This is a genomic window from Thalassospira sp. SN3W (assembly GCF_038070535.1).
In the GTDB taxonomy this organism is placed as follows: Bacteria; Pseudomonadota; Alphaproteobacteria; order Rhodospirillales; family Thalassospiraceae; genus Thalassospira; species Thalassospira xiamenensis.
Genome location: NZ_CP121124.1, coordinates 7,501 through 22,623, shown reverse-complemented (window position 1 = coordinate 22,623; position 15,123 = coordinate 7,501). Strand labels below are relative to the sequence as shown.

The 15,123-nt window shown below is 52.8% G+C and carries 11 protein-coding genes; 6 read left to right on the top strand and 5 right to left on the bottom strand.

The genetic code is table 11. The features are described from left to right. Nucleotides 1–11: 11 nt before the first annotated feature. Nucleotides 12–1,112, bottom strand: a complete 1,101-nt coding sequence (locus P8T57_RS00090; protein WP_341364205.1) for an ABC transporter ATP-binding protein — start codon at nt 1,110–1,112, stop codon at nt 12–14. Continuing rightward, nucleotides 1,109–2,650, bottom strand: a complete 1,542-nt coding sequence (gene glpD / locus P8T57_RS00085; protein WP_341364204.1) for a glycerol-3-phosphate dehydrogenase — start codon at nt 2,648–2,650, stop codon at nt 1,109–1,111. The genes P8T57_RS00090 and glpD overlap by 4 nt, the downstream gene beginning before the upstream one ends. 553 nt (nt 2,651–3,203) lie before the next feature. Here glpD and P8T57_RS00080 point away from each other — a divergent pair. Beyond that, nucleotides 3,204–4,664, top strand: a complete 1,461-nt coding sequence (locus P8T57_RS00080) for an NAD-dependent succinate-semialdehyde dehydrogenase (protein WP_341364203.1) — start codon at nt 3,204–3,206, stop codon at nt 4,662–4,664. Nucleotides 4,665–4,741: 77 nt separating this feature from the next. On the opposite strand, the gene P8T57_RS00075 is transcribed toward P8T57_RS00080, so the two are convergent. Then, entirely contained in the window at nt 4,742–5,254 is a 513-nt protein-coding gene (locus P8T57_RS00075; RefSeq protein WP_341364202.1) for a hypothetical protein, read from the bottom strand. Between the two features lie 88 nt (nt 5,255–5,342). Beyond that, nucleotides 5,343–6,437 carry a UDP-N-acetylglucosamine 2-epimerase gene (locus P8T57_RS00070; protein WP_341364201.1) on the bottom strand — a complete coding sequence of 365 codons (1,095 nt, stop codon included), beginning with the start codon at nt 6,435–6,437 and terminating at the stop codon, nt 5,343–5,345. Nucleotides 6,438–6,709: 272 nt separating this feature from the next. On the opposite strand from P8T57_RS00070, the gene glpK reads away from it, so the two are divergent. Together glpK and P8T57_RS00060 are read left to right on the top strand one after the other, a co-directional pair. Beyond that, nucleotides 6,710–8,203: a glycerol kinase GlpK gene (glpK, locus tag P8T57_RS00065; RefSeq protein WP_114095366.1), complete on the top strand. Its 1,494-nt coding sequence runs from the start codon at nt 6,710–6,712 to the stop codon at nt 8,201–8,203. Nucleotides 8,204–8,391: 188 nt separating this feature from the next. Continuing rightward, the gene (locus tag P8T57_RS00060; protein WP_007091517.1) at nt 8,392–9,333 is read left to right on the top strand and encodes an AEC family transporter; all 942 of its coding nucleotides are present in this window, start codon (nt 8,392–8,394) and stop codon (nt 9,331–9,333) included. Here the strand turns inward: P8T57_RS00060 and P8T57_RS00055 are convergent. Beyond that, nucleotides 9,315–11,426: a bi-domain-containing oxidoreductase gene (locus tag P8T57_RS00055; RefSeq protein WP_341364200.1), complete on the bottom strand. Its 2,112-nt coding sequence runs from the start codon at nt 11,424–11,426 to the stop codon at nt 9,315–9,317. The genes P8T57_RS00060 and P8T57_RS00055 overlap by 19 nt on opposite strands. Nucleotides 11,427–11,690: 264 nt before the next feature. On the opposite strand from P8T57_RS00055, the gene P8T57_RS00050 reads away from it, so the two are divergent. The 3 genes from P8T57_RS00050 to P8T57_RS00040 all read left to right on the top strand — a co-directional run bounded on the left by P8T57_RS00050 (nt 11,691) and on the right by P8T57_RS00040 (nt 15,068). Continuing rightward, the gene (locus P8T57_RS00050; protein WP_341364199.1) at nt 11,691–12,587 is read left to right on the top strand and encodes a dihydrodipicolinate synthase family protein; all 897 of its coding nucleotides are present in this window, start codon (nt 11,691–11,693) and stop codon (nt 12,585–12,587) included. A 178-nt stretch (nt 12,588–12,765) separates the two neighbouring features. After that, nucleotides 12,766–14,055, top strand: coding sequence for an FAD-binding oxidoreductase (locus tag P8T57_RS00045; RefSeq protein WP_341364198.1), 1,290 nt, complete (start codon nt 12,766–12,768; stop codon nt 14,053–14,055). An 11-nt stretch (nt 14,056–14,066) separates the two neighbouring features. Next, complete coding sequence (locus tag P8T57_RS00040; protein ID WP_037988694.1) at nt 14,067–15,068, top strand: 4-hydroxyproline epimerase; 1,002 nt, start codon at nt 14,067–14,069, stop codon at nt 15,066–15,068. The last annotated feature ends 55 nt before the right edge of the window (nt 15,069–15,123 follow it).

Here is a 15,123-nt window from a genome sequence, read left to right as displayed (position 1 = left end):
ATTCTCCAACCTCAGGCGGCCTTGCCGTTTTGAATTTCAACGGGCGGTGCCGCCACAAGGCGATCATTGGCGTCATAGGCAAACAGACGTTTGGGATCGACATAGAAGGTGGCTGCCTCGCCAAGCCGCGGGTTGTGCACACCTTCTTCCTGGATCACCCAGGAAACATCATTGAAATGGACATGGACAAAAGTCTCGGAGCCAGTGATTTCAGCAAGTTCAACCTGGCCCTGCATCGCAACGCATTCCGTACTGGTCTGATCGACCGACAAATGATTGGCACGAACCCCGATGGTGTATTGGCCATTCGCGAGTACCGAAAGATGGCCGGTCAGCGGGACCTGATGGCCGCTTGCCAGATAAAGTGCGCCATCGCTGACTTCGGCCTTGACCAGATTGATCGGCGGATCGGAAAAGATCAGACCCGTCTCGACAAATGCCGGGTTGTGATAGACCTGCGTCGTCGGGCCGAACTGGGTTACGCGACCTTCATGCATCACCGCGCATTTGCCGCCCAGCAAAAGGGCCTCCATCGGCTCGGTGGTGGCGTAAACGACAATTGTGTCGCGTTTCGCCAGAAGGTTCGGGATTTCTTCGCGCAGTTCTTCGCGCAGTTTATAGTCAAGGTTGACCAGTGGTTCATCAAGCAGCAGCAGAGTGCAATCCTTGACCATGGCGCGCGCCATGGCGGTGCGCTGCTGCTGACCACCCGACAGTTCCTGTGGCAGTCGATCTAGCAGATGTTCGATATGCATCAGTTCGGCGGTGGATTTCACACGGCGTTCAATTTCAGCAGCATCAACGCCCTGCAATTTAAGCGGTGATGCGATATTGTCATAGACGCTCATCGACGGGTAGTTGATGAACTGCTGATAGACCATGGCGACGTTGCGTTTCTGAACCGGCATGCCGGTGACATCCTTGCCATTGACCAGAATGCGTCCGCCGGTTGGTGGTTCAAGACCGGCCATAATGCGCATAAGCGTCGTTTTGCCAGCCAGTGTCCGCCCGAGCAGGACGTTAAATGATCCCGGCTCCAGCGACATCGACACATCGTCGACGTGGGTTTCCCCTTCCACGGTCTTGGTTATGTTTTCAAGCGTAAGGGTCATTTCACATTTGTTCCTTCGCCCGTTTTCACGGCGTTATTCGATTTGGTTTCAGTCGCAAACCATTGCGCAATGGCGGTCTGGGTGTCCTTTGACAGATGCAGGCCGAGTTTGGATCGGCGCCACAGAACGTCATCGGCAGTACGCGCCCATTCCTGAGCCGCCAGATAGCGCAGTTCGCATTCGTAAATATCATCGCCAAGATGCGTGCCCAGCCCCGAAAGGTCGGATGCATCGCCAATGATGGTGTGGGTCAGTGTGCCGTAGTTTCGCACATAGCGGTAGAGTTGAGCCGCCGGAATCCACGGAAATTTCTTTTGCGTTGCAGCAAGATAGCTTTCGAAATCGCCATTAGGCATGTCGCCCTCTGGAAGGGGAGCGTTATCGGTCCAGCGATCATCCGCAAACCCGAAATAGGGCGAAAGTTTGCTCATCGCTGATTCGGCCAGTTTGCGATAGGTGGTGATTTTGCCGCCGTAAATGTTCAGAAGTGGCGCACCTTTGTCACCATTATCGATTTCAAGAACGTAGTCGCGCGTGACCTGGGATGCGTCTTCGGAGCCATCGCCATAAAGCGGGCGAACACCGGAATAGGACCAGACGACATCGGCCGGTGCGATCTTGTGAGCGAAATAGGTGTTGGCCAATTCGCACAGATAGCTGATTTCATCGCTGCTGATCGCGACTTTGGACGGGTCGCCTTCGTAATCGCGGTCCGTAGTGCCGATCAGAGTAAAATCCTGTTCATAGGGGATGGCAAATACGATGCGGCCATCGGGATTCTGGAAGATATAGCAGTAATCATGGTCAAACAGTTTTGGCACCACGATGTGACTGCCCTGCACCATGCGGATACCTTGCTTCTTTTTCGCTTCGACGCGTTTTTCAAGGATTTCGGCACACCATGGACCGGCAGCATTGACCAGCGAGCGGGCCTTGATCGTGTGTTCACCCGCACTGTCGCGAACCGCAACAGACCAAAGATGGCCCTCGCGACGTGCCGATACGCATTCGGTGCCGACACGGATAACTGCGCCGCGATTTCGGGCATCCATGGCATTAAGCACAACAAGGCGCGCATCCTGCACCCAGCAATCGGAATAGATGAACGCCTTTTTCATGCCAGTTACCAGTGGGGCACCGGCGACATGATGATCAAGGTGGATGCCTTCGGAGCCAGGAAGTTTTTCGCGCCCCCCCAGATGATCATACAGGAACAGGCCCAGTCGAATCATCCAGGCCGGACGTAATCCTTTAACGTGGGGGAGAACAAAGCGAAGCGGCCAGATGATGTGCGGGGCAGCGTTCAAAAGCACTTCGCGCTCGATCAGGGCCTCTCGCACCAGACGGAATTCGTAATGTTCCAGATAACGCAACCCGCCATGGATCAGCTTTGTGCTGGCCGATGAAGTCGCACTTGCAAGGTCGTTCTTCTCGCAAAGAAAGACTTTAAGGCCGCGGCCGGACGCATCGCGCGCAATGCCTGCACCGTTGATGCCACCGCCGATAATGGCAATGTCGTATGTTTCTGAAGTGAGCAACCGCTTCCTCCCTGATTGCCCTGATTTGTGACAGATGTTCTCAACTGTCATTCTGTTATGTCAAAAACGTTACGAACCACCCAAAATAATTGCAAGCGAAAATTATGAAGAATTTTAATTTTCGATAACGAAATAAGAATGTGGGGTTGTAGTGTATTGTTATAATTGAGATCTTCGATTCTGCACGATTTGTTTCGGCTTTCCGTTCGATGACGGGATGATCCGGTTTGATCTGGAAAGTTGATCAGAATCGTTTGAATCCGAAAAAAATAAAACAGATCACCTGTTCCCTAATTGCATAAGATTGCAACGTCACCCCGGTGCAATTTGCCCCCGGGCGCGGAAGCTTACGGTTTTGCCAGCCCACTATGCGAAAATGCCAGCCATGGCTGATGGGCAACGCAATCTTGTTGCAAAGCGCGGCGGTCGAGGTGTTTGCGATTGCCAAATGGTCTTTTAACTTGCGAAGATGTGGCAACCACCACGGATCGAACTAGATGATGTTCATGACTTTCATGCTTCGATCCCAAAGCAAAACTCCGGAGGCATTCCTATGATTTCTTTAAAAGACCCGTCCTTGTTCACCCAGCAAGCCTATATTGGCGGTGAATGGGTCGACGCCCCAGACGGCAAAACCGAACAGGTCACCAATCCCGCGAATGGCGAAGTGCTTGGCACTGTGCCTGTTTTGGGCCGCGATGTCGTTGCCCACGCGATTGAAGTCGCCGAAAAGGCGCAAAAGCAGTGGAAGAAACGGACTGCCAAGGAACGCTCGACCATTTTGATGAAATGGTACGACCTAATGATGGAAAATCAGGAAGACCTGGCACGCCTGATGACGGCCGAACAGGGCAAGCCGCTTGCAGAGGCGCGCGGTGAAATAGCCTATGCGTCGTCTTTCCTCCAATGGTTTGCCGAGGAAGGCAAACGCATCTATGGCGATGTTATTCCGACTTTTGCACAGGGGCGCCGGGTTGTTGTTCTGAAAGAGCCGGTTGGCGTTTGTGCGGCAATCACGCCGTGGAACTTCCCCACCGCGATGATCACGCGCAAGGCGGCACCGGCTTTGGCAGTGGGCTGTGCGATGGTCGTCAAACCGGCAATAGAAACTCCATATTCGGCTCTGGCCATGGCAGTTCTGGCCGAACGCGCCGGTTTGCCAAAGGGGCTTCTATCTATTGTGACCGGTGATGCCAAAACCATCGGTGCCGAAATGACCGAAAACCCGACGGTTCGCAAATTGACTTTTACCGGTTCAACCGCAGTTGGACGTTTGCTGATGCGTCAATGTGCCGACACGGTCAAAAAAATCAGCCTCGAGCTCGGTGGTAATGCTCCGTTCATTGTCTGTGAAGATGCCGATATTGATGCCGCAGTCGAAGGGGCGATTGCCTCGAAATACCGCAACAGTGGCCAGACCTGTGTTTGCGCAAACCGTATCTTTGTTCATGATGCTGTCTATGACGAATTTGCCGAAAAATATGCCGCAAAGGCATCGGCGATGAAAGTTGGCGATGGCACCGAAGAAGGTGTTGTCCTTGGCCCGCTGATCACGGAAAAGGCTGTCGAGAAGGTTGAAAACCAGATTGCCGACGCCGTTTCCAAAGGTGGCCGGGTTCTGACCGGTGGCAAGCGCCACGCAAAAGGCGGCAGCTTCTTTGAGCCAACCGTGATTGCCGATGCCAACCGGGATATGCTGGTCTTCCGCGAGGAAACTTTCGGTCCGATGGCACCGCTGATCCGCTTCCACAGTGATGATGAAGTGCTGGAAATGGCCAATGATTCAGAGTTCGGTCTGGCCTCTTACTTCTATTCACGCGACATTAGCCGCATTTGGAAGCTGGCCGAGGGCCTTGAAACCGGTCTGGTCGGTGTCAATGCTGGTGTGATCGCAACCGAAGTTGCCCCGTTTGGCGGCTACAAGCAATCCGGTGTCGGCCGCGAAGGTTCAAAATACGGGGTAGAGGATTACCTTGAAGTCAAATATGTCTGCATGGCAGGCATTGACGATTAAGGCATTTTCGGACTTCCGAAACGAAAAAGGCGCTGTCGAAATGACAGCGCCTTTGGTTTTTACACGCAATCACAATGTTATGCTGCGTTCTCGTTCTTTTTCTTGTTATCGGATGTGATCGACTGGACCGAGCCATCCGAAAGTTCAGACTGAAGTGCTGTGAAAACGTCGAACATATTCGGGTTGAATGCAATTTCAGCCTGCATGCGATCACGTCGTTCTGACGGTGTTTCATCGTCGTTGTTTTGCTTGTTGGCGAGTGACGCGCCGTTCAGCTTTTCCTCGATCGCATCAGCAATCGCTTTTTCGATGGCTTGACGTTCGGTTGCGCCCATCTTGGCCAGACTTTCCTCATCAAGGCCCATCGATTGAAGGATCTTGCGGCGCATCTCTTCGATCTTGCGTTCTTCAAGCTCCTTCACATAAGTCGTGAAGCCGTGTTCCTTGATATACGCGATATCGGCATTTTTTTCCTTGTTCTCTTCGGGCAGCGGTCGACTGTTCGACGCAATGGTTTTTGCCGCCGCATAGGTGCTTTTGACGTTGGACGCCGTGTTGGTGATGCTCATCAGGGTGTCATATATTGCCATCCCGATCCTCCATGGGAAAATAATGCCGGTAAAATCCTGTCATGGGACTTAAGGTTGCAAATCCCGTGCCGCGATTTATCGGTAAGCTTCACCGAACAAACGGAATTAGCGTATCAAGCATTCGCCCGGCTGCCTTGCCATCCCAGCCGGCAGGCCGGAAAGGGGACGGGGGCATTTTTACCTCGAACAGGCTGGCGGCTTTTTTGACCAGGTCTTCCGGTTCACAAATTTCCAGTGCGGAAGCACTCAATGCAGTCGGACGTTCTGTTGTCGGTCGCAAAATACATCCAGCTTTTCCAAGCCAGGAGCATTCATCAATCATACCGCCAGAATCCGTTATCACATAGCGGGCGTGAAAAAGAACTGACAGGAAATCGGGATAGAGCATGGGGGATGTGACCTTGATGTTTTCGGCATCCCGAATACGGCGCCAAAGACCGCTTTTTACAAGGGATTCTTGTGCGCGGTGGTGAAGCGGCCAGACGATTTGAGTTTCCCGGGCAAGGTCAACAATCGCATTCACGATTGATGATAGTCGAACAAGGTTATCAATATTTTCAGCCCGATGTAGTGTCAGTAATACAGGCCCGGTACCGGGCGAAGAAGGATCAATTGGTATGCTCGTTCCACCAAAGCGGAGCATCGCATCAATTATGATATTACCGACATTTTGGATTCCCTTTGCGTCGATGCCTTCTTTGCGCAGGTTGTTGGCCGCAGTTTCATCCGGGGCCCAATGCATGTCGCAAAGGATGTCAATTTCAGTCCGGTTGGCTTCTTCGGCGACGGCATCAAACCCGCCTCGCAAGCCGGCTTCGAGGTGGATCAGAAAAATCGAATGTCTTCTTGCCGCGCGCGCGACACCCAAAGAGCCGTTAACATCACCGATGACGATCGTTGCCTGCGGCAGTGATTGGTCTAGCACCCGGCAATAGGCATCGTCTGCATTCTGAACGAGTGTGCTCCGGTTATTTCCCGGTTGCCCGATTCCAAGTCGGATTTCAGGAGCAGGTATGCCAAGCGAAAAACGCAAACCTTCGGAAAGGGCCGGGTCCCAGTGTTGGCCGGTATCGATCAGACGAAGGGTAAAAGGTAAATCATCGCGCCTTTCCCACCACGTCAGATAGAGGGCGGCAGCCTTGATCAGGTTGGGGCGGGTGCCATAGACCAGATCGATGATCATTGCGGCGTTTTTCCTGATGAATGCTCAAGCTGGATGAGCGTATGATAACGTGTTGTCTTTTATATCATTTTGGCTGATCAGCTGCCAAACGGGATAGGTGGTTTGTCAATAAATGTGATAAAATTTTCGAAAACGAATTGTTTTTTGGTATGATTCTTTTCTAAATAGAAACAGAAAATCAGTTGAACCAGTCGGATGCACGGTAAAAATCAGCCGCCGCAAAGGACCGGAACGGTACGGCAGACCAACTGTCGGCTCGGGAGGAAACAGAAATGACCGATACACGTTACATTCTGGCAATTGATCAGGGTACGACCAGCTCACGCGCCATCGTTTTCGATGCCACCGGCCGATCCGTGGCGGTCGCGCAACAGGAATTTCCCCAACATTTTCCCAATAGTGGCTGGGTGGAACATGATCCTGAAGACCTTTGGGAAACGGTTGTTGCGGTTTGTCGCGAAGCATTGTCGCGGATCGATATTGCCAACGTTGTGGCAATAGGCATCACCAACCAGCGTGAAACCACCGTGGTTTGGGACCGCAAGACGGGCAAAGCCGTTTATAATGCCATCGTTTGGCAGGATCGTCGGACTGCGGCTTTGTGCCATGATTTGAAAAAGCGTGATCCGGACCTTGAAACTGATGTCAATAATCGAAGCGGGCTTTTGATCGATCCGTATTTCTCGGCAACCAAGGCTGCGTGGATACTCGATCATGTCACCGGTGCACGGGCGCTGGCCGAACAGGGTGACCTAGCGTTTGGTACGGTCGACTCATTCCTGCTGTGGCGTTTGACCGGCGGAAAATCGCACGCGACGGATGCCACAAATGCCGCACGCACCAATCTTTTCAATATTCGCGACAATGTCTGGGATGACAGGTTGTGCGAAATCTTCCGTGTTCCCAAGCGCATGTTGCCGGAAGTCAAGGATTGTGCTGCCGATTTCGGAATGGTGGATGCCGATATCTTTGGGCGTGAAATTCCTGTCCTGGGTATGGCAGGCGACCAGCAAGCAGCCGCATTCGGTCAGTGCTGCTTTGAGCCAGGCGACATCAAAAGCACCTATGGCACCGGTTGTTTTGTGATTCTCAATACCGGGGATGATGCTGTGACATCGCAACATCGTTTGCTGACCACGATCGGTTATCGTTTGAATGGCAAAACCAGCTATGCCATTGAAGGGGCGATTTTTGTTGCCGGAGCGGCGGTGCAGTGGCTGCGGGATGGTCTTGGCATCATCAAATCGGCCGCCGAAAGCGAAGGTTTGGCCAAATCGCTTGACGATAATCACGGCGTTTATCTTGTTCCGGCCTTTACCGGACTTGGTGCGCCTTATTGGGACCCGGATGCGCGCGGTGCCATTTTCGGATTGACCCGTGACACGGGGCCACGTGAATTCGTTCGTGCCGCACTTGAAAGCGTTTGTTATCAGACCTTTGATCTATTCGAAGCGATGGCGGCAGACGGTGTTTCGCCCAAGGCCGTTCGGGTTGACGGTGGTATGGTTGCCAATGACTGGTTGTGTCAGAACCTTTCAGATATTCTCGATATTCCGGTTCAGCGCCCGGTTGTGACGGAAACAACTGCACTTGGTGCCGCCTATCTTGCGGGGTTGCAGGCGGGGGTTTACCGCGACCTCCATCATATCGCCGAAAACTGGCATATGGATGCTGAATTCAAACCAGAACTTGAAGCTGGTCGCCGGAAACATCTTTTGGGCGGCTGGAAGAGTGCGGTCAAGCGAACCATGACAGAGCAGGGCTGAATAGTTTCGCTGTTGTCCGATGGCTTTACAGACTGGTCATCGCATAAATTGCTTTGTAAGATCGGGACGGTACCACGTGGTACCGTCCTTTCTTTTTGCGGATATTCGTCCGTATTTTCATAGAACTGCTGCTATTGGATACAGGGTGCGACCGTTTGGGGGCCGTCACCGGGCGGCCAGGGGGGAAGATGCTTGATCTGATCGTTGGAAAAGTTGGACCTGTTTTTTTGACGATCCTGTGTGGTTATCTTTTAACCCGTTTCCGCGTTATCAGCCGCGAAGGCATTCCGTTCCTTGCCCGCCTTGCGATGAATGCCTTTATTCCGGCTATGTTGTTTCAAACCCTGTCGCAATCCGACATCAGTGCGCATTTCGATTTGCGCTTGTGGGGTAGCTACTATGCGGGCGCACTTCTGAACTTTTTACTGGTGTTTATGGTGGCACGGGCGTGGCTTAAGGCGAGAACGGACGAGGCGGCTGTAACCGCCATGGGCGGGGTTTTCTCCAATATTGTGCTGCTCGGTATTCCTCTGGTTCAGGCGGTATACGGTGAAGAAGGTCTGGTACCGCTTCTGATTATCCTGTCGATCCATCCGCTGACCTTGTTGGGGCTTACGGTGATGATCGTGGAAGGTTCGCGTTCTGGCGGCGGGCATTGGTTGCCCAATGTCGTTCGCAGTGTCATTCGGGTTTTGCGCAATCCGATTATCATTGCGATTATCCTTGGTGTACTGGCGTCCCTGATTGATCTTCGATTGCCCGAAATGATTGATGGAACACTCGAACGGTTTCGGACGGCAGGGCCCACAATCGCGTTGCTTCTGGTCGGGGCTGGGCTTTATGGGCAGTCCGTTCGTGGCAATATGTCCGCAAGCATGCTGTGCACTGTTGCGAAAATGTTTGTGCAGCCGGTTCTTGTGTTCCTGATCGCTCATTTTATTTTTGACTTGCAACCGCTGTGGTTGACCATCGTGGTTCTGATTGCAGCTCTTCCTGCGGGGGCGAATGTGGCAATCATTGCTGGTAGCTACAGTGTTTGTATCGATCGGTCTTCCACGACCATTCTGATCACGACGCTGATCAGTGTGATCACTTTGCCGCTTATTGTGCTTTATGCCGGGGCATCATGACGGCTGCCTTCGGCCGCGGACAGAATTTGGTCCATCAAGCTTATTTCTGCTGCGATCCCTTGCATTCGATGGTCGTGGATGCCTGAGCTTAGGGCATCAATGAAGCAATCAATGGCGTTGTCATGCCCTTTGTCAGGGCTTTTAAAAATGCCTTTTCGCATGACAGTGTTGCCATTGATCACAAGCTTCCGCCAATCTTGGATCGTGGCAGAAAATCCCGGTGCAAGGACCTCAAGAGTTTCCTTTGGCATATTGCGTCGGGCGGCATGCATGTAAGAAACTTCGCCTCGTGATCCGTCGGCAAAGTGCATGTACCAAACGCTGTCACCGGCCTTGCGATCAATCCAGTCACATGAAAGGCTGATCATTTCAGCTCCTGTCAGATAGCCAATCAGATCAATGAAATGACTGATTTCTCCGATTGTTCTGCCACCTTGATCAGGACGGTACAGCCAGTGATCGGAAGGGAGTGGATTGGGACGTACCTGATAGCGGAATTGCTTTTTGCCTTTGACTAGATGCTGTTTCAGGCGGGCTGTCATCGGCGCAAAGCGACGATTATGTCCAACCATGAATACCTGTGTTTGACTCAATCCTACGGCCTGTTTGAGTGCGCCGATCTGTTTCGGATGGATGCAAAGCGGCTTCTCCAGCCAGACATGTTTCCCTGCGCCCAAGGCCTTACTGGCGAGGTCCGCATGGCTATCGTGCCGGGTGGCAATAAACACCGTATTGATATCGTGATTTGACAGAATTTCATCCGGATCGGACGCGGTAGTTATATCCGGCATATGCCGGCAGATGGCCAGTGCCGAAAGACCTTTGCCCGAGACGGCCGCATTCAATGCGACCTTTTTGCGCAGCTTTAATCGAGGGAGCAAAACGCTGTTCATGTAATTTCCCGCGCCTATCAATCCGATCCGGACCGGCATGACATTAGGCTTGCTGATCTTTTTGACTGGGGCTGGTGGTTGCGGTTTGCTATCGGTTCGATGATATTTAATGACCGTCGCCATTATGGTCGGGTCATCACCTCCTGATAGAAAATCAGAAGCTTCGTGCAGGTTAACCCGATGGGAGATAAGCGAGGCCGGGTCGAGCTTTCCACTTTCCATCAGGGATAGTGCTGCCGCCATGTTCCGTTTTACCGTCCATCGGGCATGGCCGATCGGGTAGTCCTGTCCCAGTTGCTCGTAGTTCGTGTCATAACGGCCCGGTCCATAGGACCGCACCTGCCGGATGGTAATTTCCTTGCGATACAGGATATTGCGCGGTGCGTTTACAGCAACGTCTCCAACGCAGACAATGATGCCACGGTCACGGCAAAGCTTTGCGGCCGATTCAATCACGGTGCGTGCTTCTTTGTTATTGTTACTGCAAACAAGCACAGCATCGAACTGATCAACAGGGGCGGTGCTGATATCTGCATAAGCATACTTTACCCCGCTTTCTTCTGCTTTTTTTCTGCGCTCTGAAAACGGTTCAATCACGGTCACAATCGCACCGGCTGCGATTGTGATTTGAGTGACTATTTGACCGATTAGGCCGCATCCAATCACGGCGACCTTCTGCCCGATCTCAAGTTCTCCTTGGTGGGCGGCATGAAGTCCGATGGCGTAAAGGGTGGCAAAGGCTGCCATCTCGTCTGATACAGTGTTGGGGACGGGGCAAGCCAGATTGCGTGGGACAATGTTATATTCTGCATGATTGGCATGCTCCATACCCGCACAGGCAACGCGCTGACCAATATCAAAGTCGGTGACATCCGGGGCCATTGCCTCGACAGTTCCGCAATTGGCGTATCCGGTCGCCATTGGTCTGCCAAGGCGTCCTTTAACGGCAGTGAGGGTTGCCTGCGCGCCGTCGCGCCGAAACTTTTCAATTGTCAACGCTACCAGATCCGGCCGCTGCCATGCCTTTCTAATAAGGGACGCTTTGGTTTCGCTAGATTGCTGTCTTTCCGTGCCATTGCTGATGACAGATATCTCTGTGCGGACCAGAATGGTACCGGGCAATAGGGCGGGAACGGGGCAATTGGCCACGGCAAGCCGTCTTTCACCGGGAAACCTTAATAATGCCCGCATATCCGTCATGATATCGTCCTTGATGCACGTTATGGATGAAATATGGAACAGGAATTAAATCATATCAGTATGTGCAGGTCGATACTGTTGAAGTGGTGTCTTAAACTGGTTAGGTGCCTTTGGGCTTCGCTTCAAATTTGTTGTTGCTATCGAATTCTAAAATTTGTATACAATATACATATAAGTAATTTAGGCTCGAAAATATCCGGGTTTTAACGATTAAGCGGTCTAACCCACTAATGGGCGCGCGACCAAATCAGGAGGTTACTTTCCATGCAGGTGAACTGGACTGGCGTATTCCCCGCCGTTGCCACCCAGATGAATGAAGATGGTTCAATCGATTTCGATATGACCGCTCATCAGATCGAAGCCCTGATCAAGGCCGGTGTTGACGGCCTTGTCATGCTGGGCTCGGTCGGCGAGAACGCAGCCCTTGAGCCGGAAGAAAAAATCGCGGTTCTCAAGCTTGCTGTCGAAGTTACCAACGGTCGCATACCGGTTCTGTCGGGCGTTGCCGAAAACTCGACCCAGGCTGCCATTCGCTACGTGCAGAAATGCGAAGAACTTGGCGCTGATGGCCTGATGCTTCTGCCGGGCATGATCTATACCGCCGATCCGCGCGAAAATATCGAGCATTTCCGGTCGGTTGCTGCCAAGACCAAGCTACCGATCATGATCTATAACAACCCCGGTGCCTATCGCATCGATATCAAGCCTGAAGAATTCAACCAGCTTGCCGATGTGAAGAACCTGGTTGCGATCAAGGAAAGCTCCGGCGACCCGCGCCGTATTACCGACATCTATAATGCCTGTGGTGATCGTTTCGTTCTGTTCTGCGGCATGGATGACCTTGTCATGGAAACCCAGGTTCTGGGTGCGGTTGGCTGGATTTCGGGCTTTACCGATGCTTTCCCGCAGGAATCGGTCGCACTTTGGAAGCTGCTGTCTGAGGGGAAATACAAGGAAGCGCTTGAAATCTATCGCTGGTTTACCCCGGTCCTGCATATGGATGTTCATGCCAAGCTTGTTCAGTATATCAAACTGGCACAGGAGATGACCGGCGTGGGTAAGGCCCATGTCCGTGCTCCGCGTCTTCCGCTGGTTGGCGAGGAGATGGAACGCATCCGCGCAACCATCCAGAAAGCCATCGACACACGCCCGAAACTTTAATTCGCTTTGCAATCAACGCATTCATCGCATCAGCTCCGTAAGGCGTGATTGCATTTGCGTATGATTTGATGGCAAGTGTGAGCTCTCCTGTGATTTTCGCAGGGGAGTTTGCTGCCATCTGGCACGAGACGAGAGATCAAGATAAAACGCGCACACCAAAGCAGTCAGGGCCCGGAACATGCCAAAACCTTCTTCCGCTTCAAAGTCCCCCTCACAGTCAAAACAGCATGCCGTCGTTGTCGGCTCCGGGATAGTCGGGGTCAATGTCGGTTTGGCTCTTTTGAAGAAGGGCTATGACGTCACCCTTCTGGATCGCGGAGAACCGGGGATGGGGGCATCCTTTGGTAATGCTGGGGGAATTGCCGTCACGGAATGCGCGCCTATTGCCATGCCGGGGGTCTGGACAAATGTGCCAGGCTGGCTGATGGATCCGCTGGGGCCGCTTTCGGTGCGCTGGTCCTATTTGCCCAAAATGATGCCGTGGCTGATCCGTTTCCTGGCCGCCAGTTCGAAAAGCCGGGTAGAGCAGATTGCAACCGAATTAGCAGCCATCCTCAACCGCGCTTGGGAAGATTACGATCCGGTGATCGCAGAAGCAGGCCTTTCCGGTGCGGTGTTTAAAAAAGAAGGCGCTATGGGTGTTTATCGCAGCGAGAAAACACGCCGGGATGCCGAATACGGAATTGATCTTCGCCGTCGTAACGGGGTCAAAATTCGTGATCTGACCAAGGATGAGGTCAGGGATATTGAGCCCGATCTGGCCCCGATCTTCACGTGTGGTGTGATGGAGGAGGATTGGGGCCGGGTTCTGGATCCGTTCAGAATTGTTAACGGCCTTTACAAGCATTTTCTGGAACGCGGTGGGAAGTTTCAGAATGCCGAGGTTATCGATTTCGTTTACCGCGATGGCAAACCGCGTGCCGCGATGACGGCACAAGGTGAACAGATTACCTTCGACAAGGTTGTTGTTGCATGCGGTGCATGGTCAAAAACGCTGGCCACGCGACTTGGTTCATCGGTGCCTCTTGATACCGAACGGGGGTATAACACAACAGTCCCTTATAATGGTGTGAAACTATCACGCATGATTATTTGTGCCGATGACAGCTTTGTTCTGACGCCGATGGAAATGGGTATTCGTGTGGGCGGGGCGGTTGAGCTTGGCGGTCTGGTTGCTGCCCCCAATTATGATCGCGCCAAGGCCCTGTTTGCCAAAGGCAAGGAAGTTCTTCCGAAACTCAGTGCAGAAGGGGGTACAGAATGGATGGGATTCCGCCCCTCAATGCCGGATTCCAAGCCTGTGATTTCGGCAAGCCCCAAACATGAAAATGTCTTCTTCGCATTCGGTCACGGCCATCTTGGCCTGACCATGGCGGCCACCACCGGACGGCTGATCGCCGACCTGATGAGTGAAGCGACTCCGCCTATTAACATGACCCCGTATCGTATTGATCGTTTCCAAGGATAAGGCCGCCCCAAATGGCAAAACACAGCTTCTTCTGTATTGATGGACATACCTGCGGTAATCCGGTGCGTGTGGTTGCCGGTGGCGGACCAAAGCTTGAAGGTGCAAATATGCTTGAAAAGCGTGCGCATTTTCTGGCGGAATATGACTGGATACGAACCGGACTGATGTTCGAGCCGCGTGGCCATGACATCATGTCGGGCTCGATCCTTTATGAACCGACCCGCGATGATTGCGATGTAGCCATCCTGTTTATCGAGACGTCTGGCTGCCTACCGATGTGCGGTCACGGCACAATTGGGACGGTCACCATGGCAATCGAGGAAGGTCTGGTAAAGCCGAAAACCCCGGGAGTACTGCGTCTTGAAACGCCTGCCGGGCTGGTGATTGCCGAATACAAACAGGTTGGCGATTACGTGGAATCGGTCAAGCTGACCAATGTACCGTCCTTCCTGTATAAAACGGATATCGAGGTCGATTGTCCCGATCTTGGCCCGATCAAGGTTGATGTTGCTTATGGCGGCAATTTCTATGCGATTGTCGAGCCACAGGAAAACTTCCTTGACATGGCCGAATACGCGGTTGGCGATTTTCAGCGCATCAGTCCGGAACTTCGTCGTCGCCTGAACGAGGTTGGCGAGTTCATTCACCCACTTCACCCGGATATCAAGGGCCTGTCACATATCCAGTGGACTGGAAAACCGACCCAGCCTGACAGCACCCATCGCAATGCAGTGTTTTACGGTGATAAGGGGATTGATCGATCTCCCTGCGGGACGGGCTCTTCTGCGCGTCTGGCACAATTGGTTGGCAAGGGGCAGTGGGACCCAGCGCATGAGCTGGTTCATGAAAGCATTATCGGATCGCAGTTCCGTGTCTCCGTCGTCGAACAGACAAAGGTCGGCGACTATGACGCGGTCGTGCCCGGGATCGAGGGCTGGGCACGCAAGCATGGTTACAACACGATTTTCATTGATGACCGTGATCCTTACGCGCATGGATTTATCGTGAAATAGGCGTTTGATCGGGGCCGGTTTCTGTTCTCAAGCTCCTGATACCGTAGCGGCGTGA

What these genes read in the sequence shown, in the direction of transcription:
- P8T57_RS00090 (WP_341364205.1), bottom strand. Translation starts at nt 1,112, where the DNA reads ATGACCCTTACGCTTGAAAACATAACCAAGACCGTGGAAGGGGAAACC.
- P8T57_RS00080 (WP_341364203.1), top strand. Translation starts at nt 3,204, where the DNA reads ATGATTTCTTTAAAAGACCCGTCCTTGTTCACCCAGCAAGCCTATATT.
- P8T57_RS00075 (WP_341364202.1), bottom strand. Translation starts at nt 5,254, where the DNA reads ATGGCAATATATGACACCCTGATGAGCATCACCAACACGGCGTCCAAC.
- P8T57_RS00070 (WP_341364201.1), bottom strand. Translation starts at nt 6,437, where the DNA reads ATGATCATCGATCTGGTCTATGGCACCCGCCCCAACCTGATCAAGGCT.
- glpK (WP_114095366.1), top strand. Translation starts at nt 6,710, where the DNA reads ATGACCGATACACGTTACATTCTGGCAATTGATCAGGGTACGACCAGC.
- P8T57_RS00060 (WP_007091517.1), top strand. Translation starts at nt 8,392, where the DNA reads ATGCTTGATCTGATCGTTGGAAAAGTTGGACCTGTTTTTTTGACGATC.
- P8T57_RS00055 (WP_341364200.1), bottom strand. Translation starts at nt 11,426, where the DNA reads ATGACGGATATGCGGGCATTATTAAGGTTTCCCGGTGAAAGACGGCTT.
- P8T57_RS00050 (WP_341364199.1), top strand. Translation starts at nt 11,691, where the DNA reads ATGCAGGTGAACTGGACTGGCGTATTCCCCGCCGTTGCCACCCAGATG.
- P8T57_RS00045 (WP_341364198.1), top strand. Translation starts at nt 12,766, where the DNA reads ATGCCAAAACCTTCTTCCGCTTCAAAGTCCCCCTCACAGTCAAAACAG.
- P8T57_RS00040 (WP_037988694.1), top strand. Translation starts at nt 14,067, where the DNA reads ATGGCAAAACACAGCTTCTTCTGTATTGATGGACATACCTGCGGTAAT.